The sequence below is a fragment of the Corynebacterium sp. DNF00584 genome, assembly GCF_001552965.1.
Taxonomy (GTDB): Bacteria; Actinomycetota; Actinomycetes; order Mycobacteriales; family Mycobacteriaceae; genus Corynebacterium; species Corynebacterium phoceense.
This window is the reverse complement of record NZ_KQ959728.1, coordinates 34,325-53,527: the sequence shown is the minus strand read 5'-3', so window position 1 is coordinate 53,527 and position 19,203 is coordinate 34,325. Positions and strand designations below refer to the sequence as shown.

General features: G+C 63.8%; 18 protein-coding genes. 8 read left to right on the top strand and 10 right to left on the bottom strand.

Features of this window, described 5'->3' with window-relative positions:
* Positions 1-25: 25 nt before the first annotated feature.
* Positions 26-2,746 (bottom strand): phosphoenolpyruvate carboxylase, encoded by a 2,721-nt coding sequence (gene ppc, locus HMPREF0307_RS00695; protein ID WP_066484931.1) that lies wholly within the window; start codon positions 2,744-2,746, stop codon positions 26-28.
* 282 nt (positions 2,747-3,028) lie between these two features.
* Here ppc and HMPREF0307_RS00690 point away from each other — a divergent pair, with 282 nt between their 5' ends.
* Both HMPREF0307_RS00690 and HMPREF0307_RS00685 read left to right on the top strand, forming a co-directional pair.
* Positions 3,029-3,259 carry a helix-turn-helix domain-containing protein gene (locus tag HMPREF0307_RS00690; RefSeq protein ID WP_066484925.1) on the top strand — a complete coding sequence of 77 codons (231 nt, stop codon included), beginning with the start codon at positions 3,029-3,031 and terminating at the stop codon, positions 3,257-3,259.
* Between the two features lie 39 nt (positions 3,260-3,298).
* The gene (locus HMPREF0307_RS00685) at positions 3,299-3,541 is read left to right on the top strand and encodes a helix-turn-helix domain-containing protein (protein ID WP_066484917.1); all 243 of its coding nucleotides are present in this window, start codon (positions 3,299-3,301) and stop codon (positions 3,539-3,541) included.
* Here the strand turns inward: HMPREF0307_RS00685 and pdxT are convergent.
* A complete protein-coding gene (gene pdxT, locus HMPREF0307_RS00680; RefSeq protein ID WP_066484914.1) occupies positions 3,538-4,188 on the bottom strand; it encodes a pyridoxal 5'-phosphate synthase glutaminase subunit PdxT in 651 nt (216 codons plus the stop codon). The two genes, HMPREF0307_RS00685 and pdxT, sit on opposite strands and share 4 nt — an antisense overlap.
* A gap of 4 nt (positions 4,189-4,192) precedes the next feature.
* Positions 4,193-5,080 carry a pyridoxal 5'-phosphate synthase lyase subunit PdxS gene (gene pdxS, locus HMPREF0307_RS00675; protein WP_066484911.1) on the bottom strand — a complete coding sequence of 296 codons (888 nt, stop codon included), beginning with the start codon at positions 5,078-5,080 and terminating at the stop codon, positions 4,193-4,195.
* 80 nt (positions 5,081-5,160) lie between these two features.
* Between pdxS and HMPREF0307_RS00670 the strand changes: the two genes are divergently transcribed.
* On the top strand, positions 5,161-6,510 hold the full coding sequence (locus tag HMPREF0307_RS00670) for a MocR-like pyridoxine biosynthesis transcription factor PdxR (RefSeq protein ID WP_066484909.1): 1,350 nt from the start codon (positions 5,161-5,163) through the stop codon (positions 6,508-6,510).
* Positions 6,511-6,545: 35 nt separating this feature from the next.
* Here the strand turns inward: HMPREF0307_RS00670 and HMPREF0307_RS00665 are convergent, their stop codons facing one another.
* From HMPREF0307_RS00665 to HMPREF0307_RS00655, 3 genes are read right to left on the bottom strand one after another with little or no spacing between them, the layout of a single operon-like run.
* Positions 6,546-7,223 (bottom strand): anti-sigma factor, encoded by a 678-nt coding sequence (locus HMPREF0307_RS00665; RefSeq protein WP_066484906.1) that lies wholly within the window; start codon positions 7,221-7,223, stop codon positions 6,546-6,548.
* Positions 7,220-7,783, bottom strand: coding sequence for a sigma-70 family RNA polymerase sigma factor (locus HMPREF0307_RS00660; RefSeq protein ID WP_230384013.1), 564 nt, complete (start codon positions 7,781-7,783; stop codon positions 7,220-7,222). The genes HMPREF0307_RS00665 and HMPREF0307_RS00660 overlap by 4 nt, the downstream gene beginning before the upstream one ends.
* A gap of 53 nt (positions 7,784-7,836) precedes the next feature.
* Positions 7,837-8,196 (bottom strand): hypothetical protein, encoded by a 360-nt coding sequence (locus HMPREF0307_RS00655; protein ID WP_066484898.1) that lies wholly within the window; start codon positions 8,194-8,196, stop codon positions 7,837-7,839.
* Between the two features lie 189 nt (positions 8,197-8,385).
* Here HMPREF0307_RS00655 and HMPREF0307_RS00650 point away from each other — a divergent pair, with 189 nt between their 5' ends.
* Together HMPREF0307_RS00650 and HMPREF0307_RS00645 are read left to right on the top strand one after the other, a co-directional pair.
* Positions 8,386-9,990: a cytochrome c biogenesis protein DipZ gene (locus HMPREF0307_RS00650; protein ID WP_066484890.1), complete on the top strand. Its 1,605-nt coding sequence runs from the start codon at positions 8,386-8,388 to the stop codon at positions 9,988-9,990.
* A 41-nt stretch (positions 9,991-10,031) separates the two neighbouring features.
* A complete protein-coding gene (locus HMPREF0307_RS00645) occupies positions 10,032-10,640 on the top strand; it encodes an MBL fold metallo-hydrolase (protein WP_066484883.1) in 609 nt (202 codons plus the stop codon).
* Between the two features lie 98 nt (positions 10,641-10,738).
* Here the strand turns inward: HMPREF0307_RS00645 and HMPREF0307_RS00640 are convergent, their stop codons facing one another.
* The 3 genes from HMPREF0307_RS00640 to HMPREF0307_RS00630 form a co-directional block, all read right to left on the bottom strand.
* On the bottom strand, positions 10,739-11,524 hold the full coding sequence (locus HMPREF0307_RS00640; protein WP_369799410.1) for an SPFH domain-containing protein: 786 nt from the start codon (positions 11,522-11,524) through the stop codon (positions 10,739-10,741).
* Positions 11,525-11,590: 66 nt separating this feature from the next.
* On the bottom strand, positions 11,591-12,247 hold the full coding sequence (locus tag HMPREF0307_RS00635; RefSeq protein ID WP_066484871.1) for a hypothetical protein: 657 nt from the start codon (positions 12,245-12,247) through the stop codon (positions 11,591-11,593).
* Between the two features lie 24 nt (positions 12,248-12,271).
* Complete coding sequence (locus HMPREF0307_RS00630; protein WP_066484869.1) at positions 12,272-14,869, bottom strand: nitric-oxide reductase large subunit; 2,598 nt, start codon at positions 14,867-14,869, stop codon at positions 12,272-12,274.
* A 500-nt stretch (positions 14,870-15,369) separates the two neighbouring features.
* Here HMPREF0307_RS00630 and HMPREF0307_RS00625 point away from each other — a divergent pair, with 500 nt between their 5' ends.
* The 3 genes from HMPREF0307_RS00625 to HMPREF0307_RS00615 all read left to right on the top strand — a co-directional run bounded on the left by HMPREF0307_RS00625 (position 15,370) and on the right by HMPREF0307_RS00615 (position 18,656).
* Entirely contained in the window at positions 15,370-15,585 is a 216-nt protein-coding gene (locus HMPREF0307_RS00625) for a hypothetical protein (RefSeq protein WP_066484867.1), read from the top strand.
* A 153-nt stretch (positions 15,586-15,738) separates the two neighbouring features.
* Complete coding sequence (locus tag HMPREF0307_RS00620; RefSeq protein WP_066484858.1) at positions 15,739-17,070, top strand: O-acetylhomoserine/O-acetylserine sulfhydrylase; 1,332 nt, start codon at positions 15,739-15,741, stop codon at positions 17,068-17,070.
* Between the two features lie 437 nt (positions 17,071-17,507).
* A complete protein-coding gene (locus HMPREF0307_RS00615; protein WP_066484850.1) occupies positions 17,508-18,656 on the top strand; it encodes a homoserine O-acetyltransferase MetX in 1,149 nt (382 codons plus the stop codon).
* 146 nt (positions 18,657-18,802) lie between these two features.
* Here HMPREF0307_RS00615 and HMPREF0307_RS00610 read toward each other — a convergent pair whose 3' ends face one another.
* Complete coding sequence (locus HMPREF0307_RS00610; protein WP_082723159.1) at positions 18,803-19,195, bottom strand: DUF3017 domain-containing protein; 393 nt, start codon at positions 19,193-19,195, stop codon at positions 18,803-18,805.
* Positions 19,196-19,203: the final 8 nt, after the last annotated feature.

Below are 19,203 nucleotides of genomic sequence, written 5' to 3'. Positions count from 1 at the left end.
ATAGCTTCTGCAGCTACGCCCGGGCTTAGCCGGCGTTGCGCAAGGCGGTGGCGAGACCGTTCATCGTCACCTGGATGGTCTTCGAGACGAGGAAGGAGTCGTCGCCAGCGCGGTAGCGGCGCAGCAGCTCAAGCTGGACCGCGTTGAGCGGCAGGAGGTACGGGTAACGGCGCTTCAGGGAGCGAGCCTGGCGCTGGTTTTCCGCCGTGAGGTCCGCGTTGCCGGTGACCTTGAGGTAGACCTCGCGGGTGAGCTCAAACTCGTCAGCGATGAGCGTGTAGATGCGGTCGGCCACGTCTTGGTCGCTCACGAGGTTCGCGTAGAGACGCGCGAGGGCGATCTCCGCCTTGGTCATGACCTGCGCCATGTTGGACAAGACGGCGCGGAAGAAGGGCCAGGTCTGGTAGAGCTCGCGCAGCTTATCCCAGCGCGCGGCGTTCTCCCCTGCCCAACCGGAAAGCGCGGTGCCTACGCCGAACCAGCCGGGGACGTTGGTACGCGACTGCGACCAAGAGAGCACCCACGGGATGGCGCGGAGGTCAGAAATCGCGGTGGTCTGCTTACGGGCCGCGGGGCGGGAGCCGAGGTTGAGGTCGCCGATTTCGTGGAGCGGAGTGGACTCGGTGAAGTACTGGATAAAGCCCGGGTCGCCGATGAGCTCACGATACTTTTCGCCGGAGCGCGCGGAGAGCTCGCGCATGAGCGCGTAAGAACCTTCTGGGTCGGCGATGGGTTCGGTATCAAAGAGGGAGGCCTCGAGCGCGCCGGCCGCGAAGGCCTCGAGGTGGCGGCGAGCGGTCTCGGGCGCGCCGTATTTCGCGGAGATGACCTCACCCTGCTCGGTGATGCGAACAGAACCGGAGACGGCACCCTTGGGCTGGGCAAGGATGGCGTCATAGGTCGGGCCGCCGCCACGGCCGACGGCGCCGCCACGGCCGTGGGCCAGACGCAGCTCAACATTGTGGCGCTGGCACAGCTCGACAAGTTCGAGCTCCGCGTCGTAAAGCGACCAGTTCGCCTGAAGGTAGCCGCCGTCCTTGTTGGAATCCGAGTAGCCGAGCATGACTTCCTGGACGTCGCCACGAGCGCGCAGGTAGTCGCGATAGAACGGCAGGGACCAGAGCTCTTCCAGGATGTGGGCGCCGGCCTTCAAGTCATCGATGGTCTCGAAGAGCGGGACGACGTCGACGTGGGTGAGCCCCACCTCCTTGAGCAGAACCATGGGCTCGAGGATGTCGCTCACGGTACCGGTCATAGCGATGATGCAGTGCGCGACGGAGCGCTCGCCGAACTTCGCGACGGCCGCGGCAGCCGCGCGGAAGATACCGAGCTCCTTCTCCGCGAGCTCGCCCAGCGGGGCGTGGTTCGGGTAGAGCAACGGGCGCGGCGTACCCAGCTCACCCACGAGAAGCTCGACGCGGGCAGTCTCGTCGAGCGAAGCATAGTCGTCGGTGAGACCGGCGGCAGCAAAGATATCGGCGAGGACGGCCTCGAAGGACTCAGAGTTCTGGCGCATGTCGAGCGTGTAGAGGTGGAACCCGAACGTCGAGATAGCGTCGCGCAGGCGTGCCAGACGGTCCTCGGCGATGATGTCGTCATTGTGCTGGCGCAGCGAACGGTCGATGATGTCGAGGTCATGCTGCAGCTCCGCGGGCCCCTCGTATGGCTCGGCGGGCGCGGCACCCGAGGCTGGCAGAAGGTCGGGGCGGCGGCGCTCCGTCAAGGGGGCGACGGTCGCCGCCTCGTCGCCGAAGAAGTGCCTACGCGTGGCGGCGACGCGGGCACGGATCCCGAAGATAGCGCGGCGGTAGGGCTCGTCGACGCGGGACTCCCAGTCATTATGGGCGGCATCGGCAAGCTGCTCCAGCTCCGTGGAGCAGGAGGAATAGCGGTCCGAGAGGGAGAGCTCGCGCTCGAGCTCCGCGAGCTGATCCTCGTAGTACTTGAGCGCCGTCTCCGCCGCGCGCGAGGTGGCGTAGGTGAGCGTATCCGCGTTGACGAAAGGGTTGCCGTCGTGGTCGCCGCCGATCCAAGAGCCGGGGCGCATGAGAGCGGCTTCGGGAAGCTGCAGCCCGAAGGTCTCCTTGAGGCCCTCGCGGACGGCACGGTTGAGCGCCGGAATCTGCTCGAGCAGGGAAAGCTTGTAGTAGCGCAGCGCGACGTCAACCTCGTCTTCGAGGGTCGGGCGCGCGATGCGGATGAGCGCGGTCTGCCACAGCAGCGTCATACGCAGGTACAGCTCGCGTTCAATGTCCGACTCATCGCCGCCGAGATGCCACTGCTGGAGGAGCTTCTTAATGCGTGTCTGAGTATCGAAGACCGTGCGGCGGCGAGTTTCCGTGGGGTGCGCGGTAAGGACCGGCGCGACCACGGCATCACGGACGACGCGGGAAGCCTGAGCCGCGGTGACCGGCGAATCCTTGAGCTTGTCAAAGGTCGTGCGCAGGGAGACCGGCGCAGGCACGGACTCGTCCGCAAGGTCCTCGACCAAGTTGGCAAGCAGCGCGAAGTAGGAGAAGGCGCGAGCGACGAGGTTGGCCTTCGTGATGTCGAGGTCGCGGAAGACGGCAAGCAAGTCCTCAGCGCTGGCGTCCCCGTGGGCGACATCGAAAGCTAGGCGACGCGTGGACTCGACGAGTTCGTAGACACCCTCACCCTCCTGCTGCGCAATGACGCGGCCAAGTACCCGTCCAAGCAGGCGGATATCGTCTTTGACGAAGTCACGGGACGAGCTGGCAGTGGTCATGAGGAGTCCTTTCTATGCCGACTCGGCGCGGATTCTGTACTGTCTCAGCACAGCCGCTGAGTTAACACACTGTGGTTTACAGGATTTACATAAATGTAGCCCACGTCACTATTCTGCGCCGGGTTAAGGTGGCGCACTACCCCCAGTTGTGGTGCAAGCACGGGAAGCACGACCAGCACTCACCCGCCGCGCCGCAGCCCCCTTTTCAAGTAGCGGCACCCGCCACGACGTTTTAGACTGGCGGGACACCATGCATATATCGGGGAGACGGGGGCCTACGCCATGCTCACGGCTGGAACAATCGGGGATATCGCGCGCGAACGCCGCCGCGAAGGAGGACTGACACAGCGACACGTCGCCCGGCGCGCCCGCGTGTCCGAGCGCTTCGTGCGCGACTTAGAAACAGGGAAAGGCACAGTACAGCTCGACAAGGCGCTCGCTGTGCTCGCAGCGATTGGACTGCACGTCCGTGTCGAAACGGCAGGCGCACTGCCGTTCGACGCGATGGCATAAAATGGCACGATCATGCCGGTTTTCCGTCGGTGAGGTTCGATGGACACACAGGAATTGGGCCGCTTCGCGAAGGAACAACGCCGCGAAGCTGGCCTGAGCCAGCATGACGTCGCTCTCCTCGCGGACGTGCCTGAGCGCTGTGTCCGAGCCTTCGAATCCAGCAAAGGCAGCGTTCACCTCGATAAGGCCATTTCCATCTTGTTTGTCGTGGGTTTCGACCCCCGGCGACGCCGCGACCTCACCCACGTGCTCGCGTATCGCCGCCGGTTGTGGGGCGCTTAGGCCACAGCCGAGGCCGCCGGAATCTGCGCCAACCACGCCGCATGGATGCGGGCATCACCATTTTCCTCAGGATGGAAACTCAGCGCGGTGATGGCGCCAGAGCGCACGCCCACGATGAATTCGCCCTCGCCAGCGTTACCGGAGACGGTGGCGATAGCCTCCACACCCGGACCGGTACGGGTAACGATGGGCGCGCGAATGAACGAAGCGTCCACGTCGACGACGTCGCCGCCGACTCCGGCTTCGCCGTCGACTCCCGCTTCGCCGTCGTCGAGAATGACTGGAACGACGCGCTCCGCGGAGAAACGCTGATTGCCAAACGCATTGCGGCGCACAGTGACGTCGAGCGCGCCCAGGGTCTGTTGGCCAGCGGCGGGATTTTCGAGCTCGCGCGCGAGGTAGATGAGCCCAGCGCAGGTGGCGAGCACGGGCAGACCGGCGTCGATGGCGGCGCGCAGCGGTTCGGCCAGGCCGAAGGACCGCGCGAGGCGGTCAATGACGGTGGATTCGCCGCCAGGAAGAACAAGACCGTCGAGGCCCTCAAGGTCCGCCACCTGGCGCACTCGGCGCGTGTCCGCGCCAAGAGATTCGAGAACCTCGATGTGCTCTTCGACCCCGCCCTGGAGGGCAAGCACTCCAATGCGCATGGGATTACCAGCCGCGCTCAGCGAGGCGGTGCGGGGCCGGGACATCGGCGACGTTGATGCCGACCATGGCCTCACCCAGGCCGCGGGAGACGCGAGCGAGCGCGGACGGGTCGTCGTAGAGGGCGGCTGCCTCGACAATGGCCTTGGCGCGGGCGGCCGGGTTGCCGGACTTGAAGATGCCGGAACCGACGAACACGCCTTGGGCGCCCATCTGGCGCACGAGGGCGGCATCGGCAGGCGTAGCCACGCCACCAGCAACGAAGAGAACGACGGGCAGTTCGCCGGTCTCGGCGACCTCGGCGACGAGGTCGTACGGAGCCTGCAGTTCCTTCGCTGCGACGTAGAGCTCGTCCTTGTCCAGGTTGCGCAGGCGGGCGATCTCGCCCTTGATGGTGCGCAGGTGCTTGACGGCCTCGGAGACGTCGCCGGTGCCAGCCTCGCCTTTGGAGCGGATCATGGCAGCGCCCTCGGTGATGCGGCGCAGGGCCTCGCCCAGGTTCGTCGCGCCACAGACAAACGGCACGTCAAAGTCCCACTTGTTGATGTGATTGACGTAGTCCGCCGGGGAGAGAACCTCGGACTCGTCGATGAAGTCCACGCCCAGCTCGGCAAGAATCTGCGCCTCGACGAAGTGACCGATGCGCGCCTTGGCCATGACCGGGATGGACACGGCATCGACAATGCCCTCGATGAGGTCCGGGTCAGACATGCGGGCCACGCCGCCCTGCGCACGGATATCGGCAGGAACGCGTTCGAGCGCCATGACGGCGGCGGCGCCGGCGTCCTCCGCGATCTTGGCCTGTTCCGGGGTGACGACGTCCATGATGACGCCGTTCTTGAGCATGTCAGCGAGCCCGCGCTTCACACGGGTAGTTGCAATCTGTTCAGTCATGGCGACTATTTCAACGCCGCAAGTGGTCTATTACAAGAGCCAATTTCACCCAATTGAATTAGACCACTTACCCTTACCCCATGCACGTCATCCTCGACCCGGCTGATACCCGCACCCTTCCGGTGCAACTCGCCCACGCCATCCGCGACCAGATTTCCGCACGCATCCTCTCCCCCGGCGAGGCCCTTCCGTCGACGCGCCAGCTCGCCGCAGAACTCGGCATTTCCCGAGGTAGCGTCGTTGCTTCCTACGATCAGCTCCTCGCCGAGGGCTACCTCGAGGCCACCGTCGGCTCCGGCACGCACGTGAGCCGCCGCCTTCACCACAACCCCGTTTCCCCAGCCCCGGAACCGGCCATACAGAAGCCTGCCCGCGCGCTCGTGGAACTTACCCCCGGCGCCCCAGACACCGCGGGCATCATTACCCCCGAATGGCGCTCCGCATGGCGTCGCGCGGCGTCCACTCCGCTTTCCGATGCCCCCGCCTCCGGCCTCCCCGCCCTCCGCCACGAGGTGGCTGCACACCTCGGCACCATGCGCGGACTCGCCGTCGACCCAGCGCACATCCTCATCACCTCGGGCGCCCGCGAAGGACTGGCGCTATTACTCCGCGCGCTTGCGCCAGCGCTCGGCGGCGCACTCACCGTGGGCGTGGAGTCCCCCGGTTACCCCAGCTTGCGCCGCATTCCCTCGGCCTTTGGCCATGCCGTCGCGGAAATCCCCACGGACTCCGAGGGCGTGCGCGTCCCCGCCACGCCGCTCGACGCGCTCATCGTGACGCCCAGCCACCAGTACCCGTATGGCGAATCACTGTCGGCCGCGCGCCGTACGGAGCTCGTCGCGTGGGCACGACGGACGGACGCCCTGCTCATCGAGGACGACTTCGACTCGGAGCTGCGCTACGCGGGCCAGCCACTGCCAGCGCTCACGGCTTTGGAGCCCGCGCGCACGGCGTTGCTGGGAACCTTCTCCTCGGTCATCTCCCCCGGCGTGGCCTGCGGCTATCTCGTCGCGCCATCCTCGCTCGTGCCGCGGCTACGCGCGGTACGCGAACTTACCGGCCAACCGGTCAGCCTCATCACGCAATCCGCGCTGGCACGCTATCTCGCTAGCGGCGCGTTGCGTCGCCACACCGGCTCCGTGCGCCGCGCCTATCGCCGCCGCCGCGACCTCGTAGATTCTTACCTCGGCGACCTTCCGGGCACGCAACTGCTCCCCATCCGAGGTGGCCTGCACGCGGTGTTGCTCTGCGAGAAACCCGCCGATGAGGTTGTTGCGGCGGCTGGGCGTCTGGGCGTGGGGCTCACCGCGCTCGCGGAGTACTGGGGCGGCGAGGACGCACCCGGCGGCGTGGTTCTCGGCTTCGGTCACTTAGCCGATAGCGAGCTCGACGCCGCGCTGCGCGTCGTCGCGACGGCAGCGCGGCTTTAGGCACAGCTCGACATGCCAGCTGCCCCGCGCGCGGCTTAAGCGTTGAGAGTCACCGACGCGAGCATGCGTCCAGAGGGCTCCGCGCTGCCAGCCATGGGCTCTTCAGTGACGAGCACCTTGGTGACGTCACCGTCGAAAGGCATCCACACGCCGTCGTGCGGGTCCTGCCCGATGACGCCGGCGGAGCTCATCTCGCCGGTGCTCGACACGGCCCACACCTGCGCGCCCATGCCAGCGTCTAGTTCCGGCTCGCCGTCGACCATCGCGCCGGCTTTGCCCATGTCCTCGGAAGACACAATCTGGAGGCGTGCGCCTTCGGCTTCGGCATCGGCGCTGCGCAGATCCTCCGCGCCCATGATGGCGTGCATTTCCTTCTCGCCAGGGCTCTCCGGGGCCGGTGCGTCTTGGGCCAGCTGCGTGTCCTCGCCAGCCGGAAGGAACTGCGCGACGGTCACGCCGCCGATAACGAGAACGAGCGCCGCGGCGACCACCGCGAACCAAGGACGCCGGCGCCGCGCGCCGAGGTCAATGACGCCGCCGTCACCACTGCCGCTGTCGTTACCGCCCCCGGCAACCACAGTGGTCGGTTCCTGTGGCGTGCGCTCGAGGCGCTCGAAGACAGCGTCTTTCAGACGGGCCGGTGGCTCGACCTCGGGCACGGAGTCGAGGAAGTTCTCAAAGCTCGCGTCGTCGAATTCACGCGTATTACTCATCGTTCCTCCCTCGCCATCAGTTCCTTAAGTTTGCGGACGCCATCGCGCACGCGCGTCTTTGCGGTGCCCAGCGGTACTCCCGTTGATTCTGCCAGCTCGGCGTGGGTGAGGCCACCGAAGAAGGCCAGCTCCACCGCCGTGCTGTGGGGTTCACCAATAGCAGCGACGGCGGCGCGCAGACGCTGCGACTCCACACGGTCGAGCGCGTCTGTTTCCACGTCATCACCCCGCAGCGCCGCGCGGAGCGTGGCTTCGCGGTCATCCCGTTCGACGCTCGCGATGTGCGAGCGCAGGCGATCCACCGCGCGGCCGTGGGCGATGCGTCCCACCCAGGTGCGTGCCGAACCCCGCGCCGGATCGAAGTTTGCGGCCTTAGACCACACCTCGACGAAGACGTCTTGGGCGACTTCCTCAGCAAGAGCCGGATTACGCAGAACGTGGAGCGTCACGCCGTAGACGAGCGGTGCCAGTGCGTCGTAGAACTCGGAAAAGGCATGCGTATCCCCCGCCGCAGACGCAACGAGCAAGTCGTTGAGTCGATCTAGCTTATCGGGAGACATTGTCGACACGGACGTTGATCTTACCTTCCCCTCGAGGACGGGAGCGGACATCTTTAGTGTGACATTGAGCCGGACATAGGCGCTTCGGTCATCATCTCGTCCGACATCATCTCGTCGGTCATCATAGCGTCTGACGGCTTCATCTCATCAGACATCATCGAATCCGAGGGCTGCATGGAATCCGACATCATCGCGTCCGAGGGCTTCATCTCGCCGGACATCATGGAGTCAGAAGGTGCCATCGAGTCAGAAGCCACGGCACCGGACGGAGCCATGGAATCCGACATCATGGCATCCGAAGGAGCCATCGAGGGAGTCTCCGTCGCCGGAGTGTTCTTCGTGTCATTGCAGGCAGCCAAGCCAGTGGCAGTGAGCGCGAGGGCGGTAGCGGCGGCGATGAGTTTGATCTTCATGAGTGTTCTCCTTTAGAGGTAACGGGTTCTGCCGTGCGGGGGTGCGCGGCCTTACGTGAACTCATTCGGAGCACGCGGCTGGGGCGGATTGGAATCGACGAAAACTTTTTTCAAGCCATCCGCACCGGGGCTCGGCGCCGAATAAAGGGCAGACCGTACGAAAGAACCGTCTGAAAGAAGGAAACCATCATGGTCTCGACTACGCTCACCACCCTGGCAGTGGGGCTTGCCGGAGGGCTCATCACGGGCATCTCCCCCTGTATCCTGCCTATTCTCCCGCTCGTGCTGGCCGTGAGCGGCGCGCCTGGCGAGGAGCGCTCACGAGCGCGGCCGTGGCTCATCATCGCAGGCCTCGTCACGAGCTTTACCGCCGTCACGCTCTTTGCCACGACGGCGCTCAACGCCCTGCATCTGCCCGGTGACCTCGTATGGAAGGTGGGCCTGGGTCTCCTCGTACTCGTGGGACTGGGCATGATCTTCCCCAAGGTCCAGGAGCTCCTCGAGTGGCCGTTTCTCAAGCTGCCGAAGGCCGGCGGGTTGCAGGCCAAGGTTCGCGACAAGGGCGGGTTCCTCGTGGGGCTCGCGCTCGGCGTCGTCTTTGTTCCTTGCGCCGGGCCGGTCCTCGCCGCCATCAGCGTGGCGGGCGCCACGGGCCACGTCGACGCCCATATCCTCGTGCTGTGTTTGTCCTTTGCCGTGGGCGTGGCCGTGCCGCTCCTCATCTTTGCACTCGGCGGTGAGCAGATCGGCCGGCGCGTGAGCTTCTTCCAGTCACATCAGCGCGGCGTGCGCCTCACCTCGGGCTTCCTCGTCATCGCCATGGCAGGTGCGATCGCCACGGGCGCACCGGCCTGGCTCCAGCAGAAGCTGCCAAGTCTCAGCCAACCCGAGGTACAGGCGGCATCGGCAAGCTCGGGTGCGGTCCCGGAATTTGCCGGGCTCACCGGCTGGTTCAACACGGATACACCCGTGGACCCGCGCACGAATGGCAAGGTGACGCTCATCGATTTTTGGGCGTATGCCTGCATCAATTGCCAGCGCAACAACGTGCATATCGCGAAGCTCTACGACACGTACAAGGACTACGGCCTGGAGGTCGTGGGCATCCACGCGCCGGAATACCCGTTTGAACGCGAGTCCTCCAACGTGCGCCGCGCGGCCGCGGAGCAAGGCATTGCCTACCCCGTCGCACAGGACAATGACTTCGCGACGTGGCGTGCTTTCGGCAACCAATACTGGCCGGCGCATTACCTCGTCGACGCGCAGGGGCAACTGCGCGGCAGCCACGCGGGCGAGGGCGACTACGCGGAGACGGAGCACCAGATTCGTTCTTTGCTGCAGGAACGCGACCCGCAGGTACGCCTACCCACGCCGGTCGAGAGCACTGAGGCCGCCGTGGGTGCAGCCGACCGCAATCCGGAAACGTACCTGGGCACCGACCGCGCGCGGTATTTCGACAACCCGGCGGCCGAGTATGTTGATGGCACGCATTCCTTCACGGCGGTGACGCCGCGGCAGGGGCGCTACGCGCTGGGTGGCGAGTGGACGCTGGCGGGTCAGCCGATTACCGCGGGCCGCGACGCGACGGTGGATCTGGCCTACCACGCGGCGTGGGTCCAGGTGGTCGTTGCAGGGCGCGGGACCATCACAGTGTCCGATGGCGACACGACTCAGGAGATTCCGGTTACCGAGGACGGGACGATTGACCTCCTGCGCGGGGACGCGGCCCGAGAGGGCACGCTCCATCTGGCGGTGACCCCGGGCGTGGAGCTGTTTTCGTTCACGTTCGGATAAACCTCAACGGCGCGTCGTGTGGCGCAGCTAGGCTGGGACGCATGAAGCTCACCATGCTCGGCCACTCCGCCATCGCCATCGACGCGCCTGAGGGCACCATCATTATCGACCCGGGTTCACTCACCGACCCGGCGTGCCTGAAGTCCGCGGACGCGGTGCTACTCACGCACGCGCATCCGGACCACCTCAACGTCGACGCGGTGCGCGACTCCGGCCTGCCGGTGTGGGGCACGGCCGAAGCTATCGCGGCTTTGGGTGACCGCGCGGAAGACACGGTGGTGCAGCGTGACTCGGAGTTCGACATTTTGGGCCAGCACATTCGCGTCTTTGGTGGCCAGCACGCAGAGATCCACCCGTCACTGCCACGGCCAGAGAACCTGGGATATTACATGGATGGCTTGCTCCATCCGGGCGACGAATACGTCGAGTGTCCTCTGCCCGTTGAGGTACTCCTCCTGCCGATTGCGGCGCCGTGGGTCAAGGGGTCCGAGGCCGCAGACTACGCAGTCAAGGTTGGCGCACGCGTGACCATCCCCATCCACGACGCGGTGCTCTCCCCCGGCGGCAAGGCGATTACTGACGGCATGCTGGGCAAGGTGGGCGTGCCCGGATACCAGCGTGTCGAGACCGGTGAGACCGTCGAGTTCTAGGCACTCATACACGACGCCGGCCCGCCCCATCATGTGATGGGACGGGCCGGCGTTGGTGTCTGCGGAGTTACACCGCGTAGCTCCTTCTCAGGTGCGTTCTAAGACTCTTTCTCAGACTGTGCAGTCTCGGTCTTGCCGGAGAGCTGCGACATGTTCTTGTTGAAGTCCTGGAAGCCCTTGGAGAAGGTGCCCAGGTTTTCCATGAAGCCGCCCATGATGTCGATGGGCAGCGGGAACACGATGGTCGAGTTCTGGTCTGCGCCCAGGTCGAGGACGGTCTGGAGGTAGCGCAGCTGCAGCGCGGCCGGAGCCTTGCCCAGCTCCTCAGCGGCCTCACGCAGCTCACGCGAGGACTGAAGTTCGCCGTGCGCGGAAATGACCTTTGCGCGACGCTCACGCTCGGCCTCCGCCTCGCGGGCCAGGGCGCGCTGCATCATCTCAGGAATTTCCACGTCCTTGATCTCCACGATGCGGGTGATAACGCCCCAACGTTCGGTCTGGCCGTTAATGATAGTGGCCAGGTCCTCATTGAGTTCCTCGCGGTGAGCAAGGAGATCATCGAGGTCCGCACGACCCAGCAGGGTACGCAGGGTGGTTTGGGCGATCTGGGAGGTCGCGACGGCGTAGTTTTCGACCTGCAGGACGGCCTTTTCAGCGTCCGTCACCTCGAACATGACCACGGCGTTGACGCGCACGGAGACGTTGTCCTTGGTGATGATTTCCTGCGGCGGGATGGTCAGCGTCACCACACGCTGATCAACGCGCTCAAGCTTGTCGATTCCCGGCCACATGAAGTGCAAGCCCGGCTGCAGGAGCGGACGCAAATGGCCAAAGCGGAACGCCACACCGCGCTCGTATTGCTTGATGACCTTCAGGGAATACATCAAGAACACGATAATGAGCGCGATAATAATGCCGATCACGATCGGCCAAAAGACGAATGCTGACATTTAACTTGCTTCCTTTTCCTTGCGGCGATCCGAGCCATAACGCGTCCGCGTACTATTTCCGTACTTCGAGCTGAAGCGGTCAATCTGCGCAGACAGCTCGGCTTCGCGGTTACTCATCTCCGGCACCACAATCTTCGGTGCGTTCGACGGCGTATTCCACAGATGGCGAGCCAACGGGTACACGCCGAGGCCCGTGATGACGATGAGGGTGCCGACGGAGATGAGAATCTCCGAGAGCGAGTGGTTGGTGATCATCGAGCACAGCGGCAACAGGTATGCCATCGCAGCGACTCCCAGAGCGATACCGCGATGGAAACGCCCGGAATCCGAGTGCGGCCACGGATCGAGCTGACGGGTGACCTCGCGGCCATGGTGCGAGACCGTGCAGGCGTCCTTGACGGGGCAGGTATTACACACCGTCGGGTTTGCGCGGTAGCGCATGACGCGGTTTTCCGGATCGAAGCTCGATGGCCACAGCCACTGATCCTCGGGGCACTGCCAGGCATCGTGTTCCTCGAGATAACGGAACGTGCCCGCCTGATTACTCATCGTGCGGTTCGCGGTCTGCTTCGCTATAAGGTCGAAGCCCCACGCCACCGCGACGAGAAAGAGACCATAGGCCGCCGCGAGGACGGTAAAGATTCCAGGTGCGTCCATAACGAATGTTCGCTTGCCTTTCTTTTACTTCTTATCAGCGTCGGTGCCGTCAGCACCGTTACGCTTGTCGGACCCGTAGGTGCCGCCCCACTTCGTGCGGGAATCGAACTTCGGATCCTGCGGACCGGAGGCCGCCGAGTCGCCGCGACCGGAATCCGGATCGACTTCCTCAACGAACGCACCGCGCTCGTCGATGTAGCCGTACTTCCGGCCAGCCACGCGGCGACGATCGTCGACACGGCCCTTGCCACCAGAGACCAGGCCCACGGAGGAGCCGACCGGAATCTCACCGGCGTGGTCATCGTCATCCGGAGCGATGATGCTAAAGAGCGGATCGGTCGGGTGCTCCTCGATGGTGGGGATCTCCTTGTTGTAGAGCACGCCCTTGAGCGCCATCCACAGGAACGGGAAGATACCGGCAAGGAACATGACGTCACCCGGCATACGCAGCCACTCCATGATGAAGTTGCCCGGCTCCGTGATGTAGCCCAGGGAGCGTGCCTCGACATACCCGGAAGCAACAGACTCGTAGAGCTGCATGATGCCGAGCGGCAGAAGGGAAATGACAACCATCCACAGCAGACCCAGGTTGGTGAGCCAGAAGGACCATGCCATGGCCTTATCTGACCACTTGTCCTTGGGGATGAGGTAGCGCAGGGCGAAGGCAGACAGGCCGAGGGCCAGGAAGCCATAGACACCCATCATGGCGCCGTGCGCGTGGTTGGCGGTAAGCGCCGTACCGATTTCGTAGTAGGAGACGATAGGCAGGTTGACCAGGAAGCCGAAGATACCGGCGCCCAGGAAGTTCCAGAAGCCCACGGCAACCAGGAACATGACGGCCCAGCGGTGCGGGAACGGACGCTCGCCTGAGGCACGCTGACGGGAACCGAGCTGCATGAAGGTCCAGGCCTCTACGGTAAGCAAGGTCAGCGGGACGACCTCGGCTGCGGAGAAGAAGGCACCGAGAGCCATGTGTTCGACCGGCGTACCGGAGAAGTACAGGTGGTGCATGGTACCCAGGACGCCACCCGTGGAGTACAGGATGATGTCGAGGAAGATAATGCCCAGGGCGATCTTTTCGCGAATGACGCCCAGGAGGACGAAGACGTAGGCCACCATCACGGTGGTGAACAGCTCAAGGAAGTCCTCCACCCAGAGGTGGACGACCCAGAAGCGCCAGAACTCGGCGACGGAGATGTGCGTCTCCGAGCCAGCCAAGTTACCCACGGCGTAGAACGCCGGGATGGCAATGCCGGCGTAGAAGAACATCCACGGCATGTTGGATTTGTTCTCAGTCTTCAAACGGCCACGCAGCTGGCGGAAGAGGATGAAGATCCACACGAACATGCCCACGGTGAGGAGCACCTGGAAGAAGCGAGGCAGGTCAAGGAACTCCCACTGCTGAGAAAACAGCGTGCCTTCCTTGATGTAGCCCATGGTGGACAGCCACTCGAAGGCCATCGAGCCGAAGACAACAAAGGCGATCGCGCCGAGCAGGAACCACACGAGCCAGTGCTGGCCCTTCGGTTCCTTCTTGCCCACGAAGGATGCAATGAAGATACCGGCGGCAAGCAAACCACCTGCGGTCCACAGCAGGGACAGCTGCAGGTGCCAGGTACGCGACACGTTGTACGGGAGGATCTCCTGCAACGGGATGCCGAAGAAGCCAGTGAGCTCGGTTCGGTAATGCTGCGAGGCCGCGCCTAGGAGAGCTTGGATGAGGAAGAGTAAGACGATGACGAGGACGAACCAGGCGACAACCTTCTGGGACTTGGTCAGACCCACCTCGCTCGGCTGAGTGAAGTCAAGGTTCGGAGCCTCTTCTGCGTGCCAGCCGATGGACTTGGACCAGCGGCCGTAGATGGCGAAGATGAGGCCGGTGCCGCCGATGAGCGCGATGAGCGAGAGCACAGACCACACGACGAGGTCAGCGGTCGGGCCGTTATCCACACGCGGCTCAGCAGGCCAGTTGTTGGTGTAGGAGTAATCGTGGCCCGGACGCTCAGCGGCCGAGGCCCACGCGGTCCAGCCAAAGAAACCGACCAGGTTGTTGATCTGCTTGTCATCGGTGATGAACTCGGAAGGAAGGCCCTTTTCATGGGAATCCTCGCCGAAGTACTTGGCGTAATAGGCCTTGTTGAACTCAAAGGCAGCAATCTGGTTGTCCGTCCACTCGAGAACCTTGGTGTCCTCGTTGTAACGGTTGGTACGGAATTCGTCGATGACCGCTTGTTCCGGCGTGACGTTTTCATCAATGAAGTCCGGGTAGCCGTTCTGGTCATTGAGTTCGCGCGCCTTGTCGGCCGCCATGCGCAGGTACTCTGCAGTGTAGTCGGGGCCGAGGTACGCGCCGTGGCCCATGACTGAGCCATACTGCTGCAAACCACGAGCCTGGTACAGAGCCTGGCCGTTGAGGATCTCTTCCTTAGTCAGGATGGTCTCGCCGGTCGACTGTGACACGATTTTGTCGGGCAGGGGCATTGAGGCGGTGTAGGTACGGTACGCCAAGAAACCCATGACCAAGAAGCCAAAGATCATGACGAGAGCGACACCCTGCACCCACACGCTACTCAGCTTCAGTACCGGCTTGGACCGGTCTTCGCTGCTAGTGGTGATAGACATGTATCTTCCTGTCGATTCAGATAGTGAACACCGCTTCCACGTCGCCGTGCACACCAATGAGATACAGCGTTGTGCTCAGTGTTGTACTCACACGGCTGTACTCACGCGGTTGTACTCACACGATGCACACGGAACGAGCGAGAGCGCGGTGCATTAGAGATATTCATGGGCCCCAAGGACGGAGTCCACCACGGATAATTATGAACGGAAAATCCAGTTTTAAATAGAGCGCGGCACTTCCACTGCCACAAATGAAGTCAACCGAAAGAGGTAGAGCGCGCCTTGACACACGAACAGAGTGACCATTCACACCCCAAAGGATGTAGCCACACCAATCCCGCTCGCTGCAATTTTTACGGTAGAACCCGGATAATTTAACTTCATTATTCAACTTATAGCCCCGAATATATGACTTTGGTCACTAGTGGCCATATAGGAAACTTTTCCAATCGCGCGGCCGAGATATTGAATTAAACCGAAAAAGCCGTATTATTTGGATCATGAACTTCGCAGAACACACCAAGCGCAACTGGGTCATCACCCTCTTTGCCGCCATCTTCTTCGCAGCCATCGTGTCCATGATCTTCCTCAACGACCCGCACGAGACCATGCTCGTCGCCGTCGTCTTCGTCGCCTCAGCCCTCATCCTCTTCGGCGCCATCCTGGGCATCTGGTACCTCATCCAGAACCGCAAGAAGAGCTCCGCCGCCCAGTAGCGGCCACACTCCACCCCTCTCCCTGCGGAGCCCTAGATCGAGCGTATCTATTTACCGCTCGGTCTAATTTTATTCGTACCCCTACCGGGTGAAATGCGCGGAACTCCTGGAATCCTTGGCCACGTTTGGACAGCTTGGTCTAGTGTTTCTGGCATGACTACGAAATATGACAACACCAACTTCGCCGACTGGTCCATCGAAACCCGTGCCCTCCACGTAGGGCAGGATCTGGATGGCTCGACGAACTCGCGCAACATTCCGATTTACCAGACGACGTCCTACGTCTTCGACAGCGCCGAGCACGCTGCCGCTCGCTTTAACCTCTCGGATGCAGGCCCGATTTACACTCGCCTGACCAACCCGACGGTGGACGCCCTCGAGCGCCGCATCGCAGCCCTGGAAGGCGGCGTCGCCGCCGTGGCTTTCGCGTCCGGCCAGGCCGCTGAGACCGCCGCCATCCTCAACGTCGCTTCTGCCGGCGACCACATCGTCTCCTCCGCGCGCCTTTACGGTGGCACCACCACCCTGTTCGCCGTCACCTTGAAGCGCCTGGGCATCGACGTCACCCTCCTCGAGAACCCGGATGACCCGGCCGAGTGGGAGAAGGCCGTCCAGCCGAATACCAAGGCTTTCTACGGTGAGACCTTCGGCAACCCCATCGCTGACGTCCTCGATATCCCAGCCGTCGCCGAGGTCGCTCACAAGCACCATGTTCCGCTCATCGTCGACAACACGATCGCCACCGCGGCGCTTGTTCGCCCGCTGGAACTCGGCGCCGACGTCGTCGTCGCCTCCACCACGAAGTTCTACTCCGGCTCCGGTTCCGCCGTGGGCGGCATCCTCGTCGACGGCGGTAAGTTCGACTGGACCGTCGAGCGCGACGACAAGCCCGTCTTCCCCTATTTCGTGGAGCCGGATGAGGCTTACCACGGCCTCAAGTACGCCGAGCTCGGCGCCCCGGCGTTCGCCCTCAAGGCTCGTGCGGGCCTGCTCCGCGACACCGGCGCGGCCGTCTCCCCGTTCAATGCCTGGCTCACCCTCACCGGCCTGGAGACCCTCTCCCTGCGCGTGCGCAAGCACAACGAGAACGCGCAGGCCGTCGCCGAGTACCTCGCTGGCCACGACAAGGTCGCCAAGGTCAATTACGCGGGCCTCGCGGACTCCCCGTACAAGGCGGTCAAGGAAAAGATCGGTGCCGAGTACACCGGCTCCGTTCTCTCTTTCGACATCGCCCCGGGCGAGCGCGACGCCAAGGAGGTCGCATGGGCTTTCATCGACGCCCTGAAGCTGCACTCTAACCTGGCCAACATCGGCGACACCCACTCGCTCGTCGTCCACCCGGCCACCACCACGCACTCCCAGTCGGACGAAGAGGGCCTGCGCGTCGCCGGCATCAACCAGGCCACCATTCGCCTGTCCGTCGGCATCGAGGACATCAAGGACATCCTCGCCGACCTCGAGCTGGGCTTCGCGGCCATCGCCTAACCGCACCTCACCAGCCAACGGTCAGCAAACGCTGGACATCGGCCGGCTCATGCTGGCCCCGCTTTCTTCCGCGGCCGCTCCTCCTGGAGGCCGCGCGTGCCACAAAAGTCCCGCCGCTCGCGTCCTGGGAAACGCGAGCGGCGGGATTTCTGCGTCAAGGTTGCTTACAGGTCGAGGGTCTCGACCCACTCCTTCGCGATGCTCTCGGCGGGGACTTGGCCATTGACGCTGCGCGCGTTCATGAGGAAAAGTCATCCACTCCAAGTATCGCCAACGTCCGCCGCTCCGTCACGACAGCACGCCGCCGCTACCGCACATGAATCTAATACCAAAACAGACCAAGCGGTTCATCTACACTTTGAACCAGACGCCTGGACACTCAATCCGGGTTTCGCCATGAAATCGATTCGCCCCTCCGCAGAAAGGATCGCCGCTAGATGTCGTACCCCACGTTCGCGCTCGAAGGCGAGCTCGCCTTCACCGATATCGGAACCCTGCGGACTGAGGCGGGCGCCGAAATCCCTGCGGCGACCATTGCCTATCAGCACTGGGGTGCTTTCGCCGGCGACCCGGATGGCGCCAATAACGTCCTCCTCATCGAGCACGCGCTCACTGGCGACTCCGACGCAGCGGACTGGTGGGGCGATCTCATCGGACCTGGCAAGGCGCTCGACACCACGCGCTGGTGCGTCGTATGCACCAACGTCATCGGCGGCTGCAAGGGCTCTACCGGCCCCGCCAGCAAACACCCGGACGGCGGCACCTGGGGCTCACGCTTCCCGGCACTTTCCATTCGCGACCAAGTCCAGGCGGAAAAGCAATTCCTCGACGCGCTCGGCATTCACCGCGTCCACGCCGTCATCGGCGGCTCCATGGGCGGTGCCCGCACGCTGGAATGGACGCTGCTCTATCCCGAAAAGATGGACGCCGCCTGCGTCATCGCCGTGTCCGCGCGTGCCTCCGGCTGGCAGATAGGCATTCAAACCGCACAGATTTCCGCCATCGTGCGCGACCCGAATTGGGTCGGCGGCGATTACTACTCCACCGGCAAAGTCCCCGGCGACGGCCTCGCCGCCGCCCGCCGTATCGCGCACCTCACCTATCGCGGTGAGCAGGAAATCGACGAGCGTTTCGGCGCCCAGCCCCAGCGCGGCGAAAATCCTCTGGGTCCCTACCGCAGCAACGACCAACGCTTCGCCGTGAACTCCTACTTGGACTACCAGGGCGCTCGTCTCGCCGATCGCTTCGATGCCGGCAGCTACGTTGCGCTCACGGAATCCCTCAACCGCCACGACATCGGCCGCGGCCGCGGCGGACTCATCAAAGCGCTCGCCCAAAGCAAAGTTCCCACCATGGTCGTCGGCGTGGACACAGACATTCTGTACCCCTACCACCAGCAGGAACACCTCTCCCGCAACCTCGGCAATCTCCTCGCCATGGCGAAGGTCGTCTCCCCGGTCGGTCACGACGCCTTCCTCACCGAGACACGCCAGATGGACCGCATCCTGCGCAACTTCCTCACGCTCTCCGCGCCGGATGGCCTGAACTTCGGCCCGGCCTACGTCGGCGACGAATACTACATCTAATCGCCGACGCCGCACTCACACTCTCCGGAGCATGTGCTGCCGCGCGCCTAGAACTTCACGCCGAAACGCGCGAGTGCCTCGCGCGCCTGAAGCTGAATCTGGGTCCACTTGCGATCGATAGCCACCATGACGCGCTTACAGCACGACTAACTCCCCAGCGCGTCCACCGACGTCGACAGGAAAAGCATCGCCGCGCCCACAGCTGCGGTGAAGACGGCGTCAAAGTGGCGCGAACGCACCGCGAGAATGCCCACGCGCTCTGAGTCGCAGGTCAGACGCACGACGGTGAGCCACAGCAGCCCAGTACCCAGCGCAAAGGACGCACGCCGCCAGTGTTCAAACGCAGCAAAGCCTGCCGATGCCGCCACCAACACGACGAAGATCCCAATCATCACCCATTGCACGGTGCTCGGCAGCCGCGAGGCCTTGAGACCGATGTCGTGCGGATTAGCCAGGGACAGCCCCTCCGGAGTCGTCTGCGCAGACGCGGAACGAGCAACCGAGCGGCGCGGGTCGTGCTGGTCGCGCTGTGGCTCCATGCCGTGCA